At 63.2% G+C, this 8635-nt stretch carries 7 protein-coding genes; 2 read left to right on the top strand and 5 right to left on the bottom strand.

What is annotated here, in order from left to right:
- Positions 1–434 precede the first annotated feature (434 nt).
- On the bottom strand, positions 435–1499 hold the full coding sequence (rlmM, locus tag L6D64_RS23000) for a 23S rRNA (cytidine(2498)-2'-O)-methyltransferase RlmM (protein ID WP_176507783.1): 1065 nt from the start codon (positions 1497–1499) through the stop codon (positions 435–437).
- 220 nt (positions 1500–1719) lie between these two features.
- Here rlmM and acnA point away from each other — a divergent pair, with 220 nt between their 5' ends.
- Positions 1720–4461: an aconitate hydratase AcnA gene (acnA, locus tag L6D64_RS22995; RefSeq protein WP_176507782.1), complete on the top strand. Its 2742-nt coding sequence runs from the start codon at positions 1720–1722 to the stop codon at positions 4459–4461.
- Positions 4462–4760: 299 nt separating this feature from the next.
- Positions 4761–6326, top strand: a complete 1566-nt coding sequence (locus tag L6D64_RS22990) for a methyl-accepting chemotaxis protein (protein WP_176507781.1) — start codon at positions 4761–4763, stop codon at positions 6324–6326.
- A gap of 187 nt (positions 6327–6513) precedes the next feature.
- Here the strand turns inward: L6D64_RS22990 and L6D64_RS22985 are convergent, their stop codons facing one another.
- The 4 genes from L6D64_RS22985 to L6D64_RS22970 form a co-directional block, all read right to left on the bottom strand.
- The gene (locus L6D64_RS22985; RefSeq protein WP_176507780.1) at positions 6514–7398 is read right to left on the bottom strand and encodes a pseudouridine synthase; all 885 of its coding nucleotides are present in this window, start codon (positions 7396–7398) and stop codon (positions 6514–6516) included.
- A 50-nt stretch (positions 7399–7448) separates the two neighbouring features.
- Positions 7449–7757, bottom strand: a complete 309-nt coding sequence (locus tag L6D64_RS22980; protein WP_176507779.1) for a transcriptional regulator — start codon at positions 7755–7757, stop codon at positions 7449–7451.
- Positions 7758–7827: 70 nt separating this feature from the next.
- Positions 7828–8259 (bottom strand): D-Ala-D-Ala carboxypeptidase family metallohydrolase, encoded by a 432-nt coding sequence (locus L6D64_RS22975; protein WP_176507778.1) that lies wholly within the window; start codon positions 8257–8259, stop codon positions 7828–7830.
- Positions 8260–8367: 108 nt separating this feature from the next.
- The gene (locus L6D64_RS22970; RefSeq protein ID WP_176507777.1) at positions 8368–8607 is read right to left on the bottom strand and encodes a glutaredoxin family protein; all 240 of its coding nucleotides are present in this window, start codon (positions 8605–8607) and stop codon (positions 8368–8370) included.
- Positions 8608–8635: the final 28 nt, after the last annotated feature.

Genomic DNA, 8635 nt, shown 5'->3' with positions numbered 1-8635 from the left:
CGATCAATTCGAGGTCTACTTCGGCCACCATAGAATTGGGAAATACAATTTCAACGATGTCGCTAGGGGACGATAATGTGTCAACCATGTCTCCGCACACGTGTCAGTGATGTGTCCGGTCCATACAACGGGGCAAAAAGTAACCAAAAACCCCTCGCTCCCATCATCCGGCCCCTACGCTGCGCTTCGGGGTCCCCTCACTCCGGCCTTGCTCCCGGTAGGACCGCGCTGCAGGCCCCATCCTGGGGCCCAGCGCTTGACGGGCATCCATGCCCGTCACCTCCCTCCGCAAGACCTGCGTTCGGCCTCCTGAAGTCGCAATCTGCGTCGCCTGAACTACCGCGCGCTTAGAAGCAAAAGCAGAGCAAGAGCAAGAGCAAGAGCAAAGCGGGTCGCGGGTCGCGGGTCGCGGGTCGCGGGTCGCGGGTCGCGGGTCAGCGTGGCTTGAGGTCCAGCCTGCGCAGGTGGCAAGTCACTTCCTCACGGTCGTGATACAGCTGCTTGCAGGCAATCGATACCTTGACCTTGCGCGCCTTGAACGTCGCCTCCATGCGCTCCAGCAACCGCCGTACTTCGGCATAGCGCTGCTTCATCGGCAACTTCAGGTTGACCACCGCCTCACGGCACAGCCCCTCTCCCAACCACGTCTCGATCAGTGAGGTGGTCCGCGCCGGCTTCTCGACGATATCGCAGACCATCCAGTCCACCGGATGCTTTGGCTGCCAGGTGAAACCGTCCGCCATCAGGTGCTCTACCAGCCCAGTCTCCATCAGGCTTTCGGCCATCGGCCCATTGTCGATGGCGGTGACCAGCATGCCGCGACGCACCAACTGGTAAGTCCAGCCGCCAGGCGAAGCGCCCAGGTCGACACCCTTCATGTCGTCACCAAGGCGCTCATCCCACTGCTCACGCGGAATGAACTGATGCCACGCCTCTTCCAGCTTGAGGGTCGAACGGCTCGGCGCCTCACGCGGAAACTTCAGCCGCGGGATGCCCATCGGCCATAACGCGCTGTTGCTCGCCTCGGCCACGCCGACGAACACCCGCCGGCCGCTGATGAAGGTCAGCAGCAGACGCGGCAGGCGGGCGTTGTCCACCAGGCGACCTGCCTTTTCCAGGGCCTTGCGCAGCGGTACTTCGAACTTGCGGCAGAAGGTCGACAGCTCCTTGCCTTCGTTGCTGTCCAGCACTTCCAGCCACAGGCTACCGAAAACCGGCTGCTCGGCCAGATGCGCCAACAGCACGCTGATGCGGTCGGTCTCCGGCAGTTCGATGTAGGTGCCTCGCGCCCACTGGCGCGGGAAGATCAGTTGCGCAAAGCGCAGCTGTGCCATCAGGCGTTCGGCACCTTCGGCCTCGGCGCAGACGAACTCGGCACAAGCGCTCTGCGGCTTGCCCTTGGCATAACCGGCCACACCCAGCTGGGCGGCGTGTTCGCTGATCTCGGCGCAGACCTCACCCTCGAAACCGGGCCGGCAATGCATGAACAGGGTATTCATCTCTCACTCCACTACGGCTGACGCACCACGGGCGCCGGCAGGGCGGCGATGATAAAGGAAGATCGGAACCTGCGACATGCCCCGCCGGTCCAGAAAAGAGTCAGGGGCAGCAAACAGCGCTAACCTGACCCTTCAGCCAGGCCCGTGCCGTGCGGGCCGAAACAGCGCGGTGGCACCGGCCATCCAGCCGTGCCGGGCCCCGCCGCACAAGGAGTTGGCAATGCCCTCGCTCGATAGCCTGAATACCCTCAAGACCCTCCAGGTGGCTGACCGCACCTACCACTACTACAGCCTCGCCGAAGCCGGCCGGCAGCTGGGCGACCTGCAGCGCCTGCCCATGTCGCTCAAGGTGCTGCTGGAAAACCTGCTGCGCTGGGAAGACGGCAAGACCGTCGGCACCGATGACCTGCGCGCCCTCGCCGGCTGGCTGCAGGACCGTCGCTCCGACCGCGAAATCCAGTACCGCCCGGCGCGGGTGCTGATGCAGGACTTCACGGGCGTGCCAGCAGTCGTCGACCTGGCCGCCATGCGCGCCGCCATGGCCAAGGCCGGCGGTGATCCGCAGCGGATCAACCCGCTGTCGCCGGTGGAACTGGTGATCGACCACTCGGTGATGGTCGACCGCTACGCCACGCCACAGGCCTTCACCCAGAACGTCGACATCGAAATGCAGCGCAACGGCGAGCGTTATGCCTTCCTGCGCTGGGGCCAGAGCGCATTCGACAACTTCCGCGTGGTACCGCCGGGCACTGGCATCTGCCACCAGGTCAACCTGGAATACCTCGGGCGCACGGTATGGACCCGCGAAGACGATGGCCGCACCTATGCCTTCCCCGACACGCTGGTCGGCACCGACTCACACACCACCATGATCAACGGCCTTGGCGTACTCGGCTGGGGCGTCGGCGGCATCGAGGCGGAAGCGGCCATGCTCGGCCAGCCGGTGTCGATGCTGATCCCCGAAGTGATCGGCTTCAAGCTCACCGGCAAGCTGCGCGAAGGCATCACCGCCACCGACCTGGTGCTGACCGTCACGCAGATGCTGCGCAAGAAAGGCGTCGTCGGCAAATTCGTCGAGTTCTACGGCGACGGCCTGGCCGACCTGCCCTTGGCCGACCGTGCGACCATCGCCAACATGGCACCGGAATACGGCGCGACCTGTGGCTTCTTCCCGGTCGATGAGGTCACCCTCGACTACTTGCGGCTGTCCGGCCGCCCAAGCGAATCCGTGCAACTGGTCGAGCAGTATTGCAAGGCCCAAGGCCTGTGGCGCCTGCCAGGGCAGGAACCGCTGTTCAGCGACACACTGGCCCTGGACATGCACGACGTCGAGGCCAGCCTGGCCGGGCCCAAGCGGCCACAGGACAGGGTTGCCCTGGGGCAGGTAAGCCAGGCCTTCGACCACTTCATCGAGCTGCAACCCAAACCGCTGGCCAAAGAGGTCGGGCGCCTGGAGAGTGAAGGCGGTGGCGGTGTGGCGGTCGGCAACGCCGATCAGGCCGGCGAAATCGCCTACAGCCATAAAGGCCAGACCTACACCCTGCGCGACGGCGCTGTGGTCATCGCCGCGATTACCTCGTGCACCAACACTTCCAACCCCAGCGTGATGATGGCGGCCGGCCTGTTGGCGAAAAAAGCCCTGGAAAAAGGCCTGCAACGCAAGCCCTGGGTCAAGAGTTCACTGGCCCCTGGCTCCAAAGTGGTGACCGATTATTACCAGGCTGCGGGGCTCACCCCATACCTGGACCAGCTTGGCTTCGACCTGGTCGGCTACGGCTGCACCACTTGCATCGGCAACTCAGGGCCATTGGACGACGCCATCGAAAAAGCCATCGCCAGCGCCGACCTAACGGTCGCTTCGGTCCTCTCGGGCAACCGCAACTTCGAAGGCCGCGTGCACCCTCTGGTCAAGACCAACTGGCTGGCCTCGCCTCCGCTGGTAGTGGCCTACGCGCTGGCCGGCAGCGTGCGCGTCGACCTGACCCAGGATGCGCTGGGGACGGGCAACGACGGCAAGCCCGTCTACCTGCGCGATATCTGGCCCAGCCAGCAGGAAATCGCCGACGCCGTGGCCAAGGTCGACACGGCCATGTTCCACAAGGAATACGCCGAAGTCTTCGCCGGCGACGCGCAATGGCAGGCCATCGAAGTACCGCAGGCGGCGACTTACGTCTGGCAGGACAGTTCTACCTACATCCAGCATCCACCGTTCTTCGACGATATCGGCGGGCCGCTGCCCGAGATCAAGGACATCCACGGTGCACGCATCCTCGCCCTGCTCGGCGACTCGGTGACCACCGACCACATCTCCCCGGCCGGCAACATCAAGGCCGACAGCCCCGCCGGGCGTTACCTGCGCAGCAAGGGGGTGGAGCCTCGGGACTTCAACTCCTACGGTTCGCGGCGCGGCAACCACGAAGTGATGATGCGCGGCACCTTCGCCAATATCCGCATCCGCAACGAGATGCTGGCCGGCGAGGAAGGTGGCAACACCGTGCATGTGCCCAGCGGTGAGAAGCTGTCGATCTATGACGCAGCCATGCGTTATCAGGCCGAAGGCACGCCGCTGGTGGTCATCGCCGGCCAGGAATATGGCACCGGCTCCAGCCGTGACTGGGCGGCCAAGGGCACCAACCTGCTGGGGGTCAAGGCGGTGCTGGCAGAAAGCTTCGAACGCATCCACCGCTCCAACCTGGTGGGCATGGGCGTGCTGCCGCTGCAGTTCAAGGCCGGGCAGGACCGCAAGCAATTGGCGCTGACGGGCAAGGAACAGATCGACCTGCTGGGGCTCGACGGCGCCCAGATCACACCGGGCATGAGCCTGCCCCTGCGCATTACCCGTGAGGATGGGCAACAACAGCAGATCGAGGTGCTGTGCCGGATCGACACGCTCAATGAGGTGGAATACTTCAAGTCAGGTGGGATCTTGCACTATGTGCTGCGGCAGATGATTCGCAGCTGATTGGCTTGGGTGCTGTGGCGTCTGTGAAATCGAGCGCCGCCCGCGCGGCGCTCGATCTACGCGCCACTACAAAACGACGTCAGGCACCCGGCAGTAGCACTTTGATGGCCGGTCAGTCATCATGCACCCAATTTGTAACCAAACGGTCACAAACATAGGCAAACTGCTGCGAACTTCATGGTCCACATAACGCACCTGCAATAGCGGCCATTTGCCCCAGATCAAGTAAATTAAATATCCATTCAATAAAACCAGTGGCTTGCCGATATCTGTCGAAAGCCTTACGGACTATTCAGCTCATGCGTAACAACCAGCCGATTACCCAGAGGGAACGGACCTTCCCTGCCCAACAACGGTTGATCTCCACCACCAATGCCAAGGGTGTGATCACCTACTGCAACGATGCATTCGTCGAGATCAGCGGTTTCACCCGCGAAGAGCTGAATGGTGTACCCCACAACCTGGTGCGCCACCCGGATGTGCCGACTGCGGTGTTTGCCCACATGTGGCAGACCCTCAAGCAAGGCTTGCCGTGGATGGGCATCGTCAAGAACCGCTGCAAATCCGGCGATCACTATTGGGTAAACGCCTACGTCACGCCAATATTCGAGAACAACCAGGTCGTTGGCTTCGAGTCGGTGCGGGTCAAGCCTAGCGCCGAGCAAATCCGCCGTGCCGAAGCCCTGTACCAGCGCATCAACGACGGCAAGACGGCCATCCCGCGCCGTGATCGCTGGCTGCCGGTGCTGCAGGACTGGCTGCCGTTCATCCTGGTCAGCCAGGTCGGTTTCCTGATTGGCAACTGGCTCGGCCACTCGTGGGGCTTCGCACTGGCCGCCGGCCTGTCGGTACCGCTCGGCCTGCTCGGCCTGAGCTGGCAACAGCGTGGCCTGAAGCGCCTGCTGCGCCTGGCCGAACAGACCACCTCCGACCCGCTGATCGCACAGATGTACACCGACAGCCGTGGAGTACAGGCACGCCTGGAAATGGCCATGCTCAGCCAGGACGCGCGCATGAAGACCTGCCTGACCCGCCTGCAGGACAGCGCCGAGCACCTTAGTGACCAGGCGCGTCAGTCCGATGCCCTGGCGCACAAGAGCTCCTCGGGCCTGGAGCGCCAGCGCGTGGAGACCGAACAGGTCGCCGCCGCGGTCAACCAGATGGCTGCCACCACCCAGGAAGTGGCCAACCACGTGCAACGCACCGCAGACGCCACCCAGGAAGCCAACCGCCTGACCAGCCAGGGTCGGCAGATCGCCGGGGAAACCCGCGACGCCATCGAACGCCTGTCGAGCGCCGTCGGCGAAACCGGCCAGACCGTGACCCAGCTGGCCAAGGACAGCGACGAGATTGGCGGCGTGGTCGATGTGATCAAGGGCATCGCCGACCAGACCAACCTGCTGGCGCTCAATGCTGCAATCGAAGCGGCCCGTGCCGGCGAGATGGGCCGTGGTTTTGCCGTGGTCGCCGACGAGGTACGCCAGCTGGCCCAACGCACCGCCGAATCGACCGGGCAGATCCACGGCCTGATCGCCAAGCTGCAACAGACCGCCAACAACGCCGTGCTGACCATGGAAACCGGCCACCGCCAGGCCCAGGAAGGCGTTGACCGCGTCATGCAGGCCGACCAGGCCCTGGTCGGCATCAGCGAAGCCGTGGCCAATATCACTGACATGGCGACCCAGATTGCCGCCGCCACCGAAGAGCAGACCGCAGTGGCCGACGAGATCAGCCGCAACATCAGCACCATTGCCGAACTGGCCGACCAGACAGCCGAGCAAGCGCAGCATTCGGCGCTGCTCAGCGAAGAGCTGACCATCACTGCCGGCAGCCAGTATTCGCTGGTGGAGCGGTTCAACCGCTAGGCCTGGCCTGCTCGGCTGTTGTGGAAGCAACTGTCTTGCTCGGTTTCTAGAATCGACGCGATCCCTGTGGGAGCGGGCTTGTCCCGCGAACACCGGCAAAGCCGGTGCCATGCAACGCGCCGCCTGCTTCGCGGGACAAGCCCGCTCCCACAATGACCACTGGTCTCCCGCAAAAAGGCCGCGAAAGCTACCAATCCAGCGTCAGCCGGCTCTCGAAGTAGCGCTCCTCGCCAGTCAACGGGTCGACAAACCGCAAGCTTTGCGCCAGCAGCTTCAACGGCCGCTGATAGTCGTCCTCTTCCTTGAGCAACTCGGGATAGAACGGGTCGTTGCAGATCCCTGCCCCCAACGCCGCCATGTGCACACGCAGCTGATGTGTCTTGCCGGTTACCGGCGACAGGCCGTAGCGCCACCACTCGCCATTCGTCTCCAGCACATCGGCCAAGGTCTCGCTGTTGGCCTCCCCTGGCACTTCATGCATGCGGAAGAACGGCTCGCCATGCACCAGGCGACTCTTGTGCACCAAGGGGAATGCATGCTGCGGCAAGGCGGCAGCGATGGCCTGATAACGCTTGTCGATCCGCCGCTCCGGAAACAACCGTTGATAGGCGCTGCGCGTCTGCGGATTGGCGGAAAACAGCACCAACCCGGCGGTGTGCCGATCGATGCGGTGCAGCGGGACCAGATGCGGGTTGTCCAGGCGCCGGATCAGGCGCCGCAAAAGGGTCTGCTCGACATACTCCCCGGTGGGCGTCACCGGCAGAAAGTGCGGTTTATCGGCCACTACCAGGTGCTCATCGACATGCAGGATGGTCTCCTGCACCGGAATCGGCCGCTCGTTGGGCACTTCGCGAAAATAGTGAACGCGCATGCCGCGAAGGTAGGGCATGTCGGCGGCAATTGCCCTGCCCTCGGCATCGAGCACCCGCCCCCGAGCGAAGCGGTCAAGCCACTGCGCACGCTCGATCGCCTTGAAATGGTCGCACAGGCAATCGAGTACCGTGGCCCAGTTGCCGGGTGGCAGGCAGAGCGTGCTGGCTTGCTGGCGGGCGGGGTCGAAAGGCGTGGTCATGGCAGGGCTCGAGCAATCAAAGCCGCACATTATCCCCCAAGCCCGGCGCCTCAACCAGCCTCGACCATCCTCTCGCTATGTGCCTTCAACCAGCGCAATACCTGCACCGGTTCCCATCGCCCGGGGTCATAGAGCGCATAGATCAGGCCTTGGTAACCCACCACATCCAGCCCGCGATGGTAACCGGCACGCTGGAACAAGGCCTCGATTTCTGCAAAACAGGTATTGAAATGCACCTTTGCGAAAGGCGTGCGGTCATCGGTGACCAAGCCTTCGAGACGCAATTCCAGCACGGCGTCGCACACCCGCTCCACCGGCATACGGTTGACGCTGTACTTGAGCTGCTCGACGTTGAGCATGAATCACCTCGATACTGTATTTATATACAGCATACGGAGCGCGACACCGCTGCGTCAATCGGCTCGACCGCTACTGCAAGCCGGGCAGGTAGCCCGTACCCTTGCGAATGGTCAGCACCTGACGGCGCGGCGCGGCCACCGATACCGACAAGTGAACCCAGCTGTCGAACTCCAGAATCAACTGGTCGAACGCCAAGTCACTCTCGCTGACCTGCCTGACCACTTCCCGGTTGTCGATGCCCCGCACGGTGAAATCCGCAGCCAGGCCTTTCACGTGCTGGCTGCCTGGCGCCCCGCCGACGAGCAGATTGACCGCCTCGCTGCGGTATCCACTGCTGACGATCACGGGGCGTCCGAACATCCCCCGAACCTGCTCAAGCACCTGGCAAAGCAGGCGCAGGTTACCCAGGACTTCAGGCGGAGGCATATTGTCCAGCCCCTCTCTCGCGGCAACTTGCGAAGCAATCAGTTCTTCCAGGGCGAAATGTGGCGTGATCAGCATGACGAGGCTCTCGATGACGATGCAAAAGTACCGATGACCATTCAACGGTGAGGCATCATCATTCCTGGCCTGAGGCCATGCACGATGGCAAGCATTCCCCCCTGCCCTTCACTGGTGAAGAAAAGCCACGACCTGCTCGGCATCAAAGGGCCAAGGCAGCTCTGCCGACGTGTCGCTGCGCCGCAACACCGGAATGATCAAACCGTACCGCTCGAACAAGGCCTGGTCGTCGGCGATATCGACCAACTCGATCAGCAAGCCATGTTCAACAAAGGGCATCAGCACGGCTTCGGCCACTTCGCACAAGTGGCACCCGACGGTTCCGAAGAGTTGGCATTCAGGCAGCATGGGGGGCAACACCCGATTTGACTGTAGG

Source organism: Pseudomonas urethralis (assembly GCF_021602465.1).
In the GTDB taxonomy this organism is placed as follows: domain Bacteria; phylum Pseudomonadota; class Gammaproteobacteria; order Pseudomonadales; family Pseudomonadaceae; genus Aquipseudomonas; species Aquipseudomonas vlassakiae.
The sequence above is the reverse complement of the archived record's forward strand: the minus strand, read 5'-3'. Positions and strand labels throughout refer to the sequence as shown.

Coding starts and splice junctions, on each gene's coding strand:
- acnA (WP_176507782.1), top strand. CDS start 1,720: ATGCCCTCGCTCGATAGCCTGAATACCCTCAAGACCCTCCAGGTGGCT.
- L6D64_RS22985 (WP_176507780.1), bottom strand. CDS start 7,398: ATGACCACGCCTTTCGACCCCGCCCGCCAGCAAGCCAGCACGCTCTGC.
- L6D64_RS22990 (WP_176507781.1), top strand. CDS start 4,761: ATGCGTAACAACCAGCCGATTACCCAGAGGGAACGGACCTTCCCTGCC.
- L6D64_RS22970 (WP_176507777.1), bottom strand. CDS start 8,607: ATGCTGCCTGAATGCCAACTCTTCGGAACCGTCGGGTGCCACTTGTGC.
- L6D64_RS22975 (WP_176507778.1), bottom strand. CDS start 8,259: ATGCTGATCACGCCACATTTCGCCCTGGAAGAACTGATTGCTTCGCAA.
- L6D64_RS22980 (WP_176507779.1), bottom strand. CDS start 7,757: ATGCTCAACGTCGAGCAGCTCAAGTACAGCGTCAACCGTATGCCGGTG.
- rlmM (WP_176507783.1), bottom strand. CDS start 1,499: ATGAATACCCTGTTCATGCATTGCCGGCCCGGTTTCGAGGGTGAGGTC.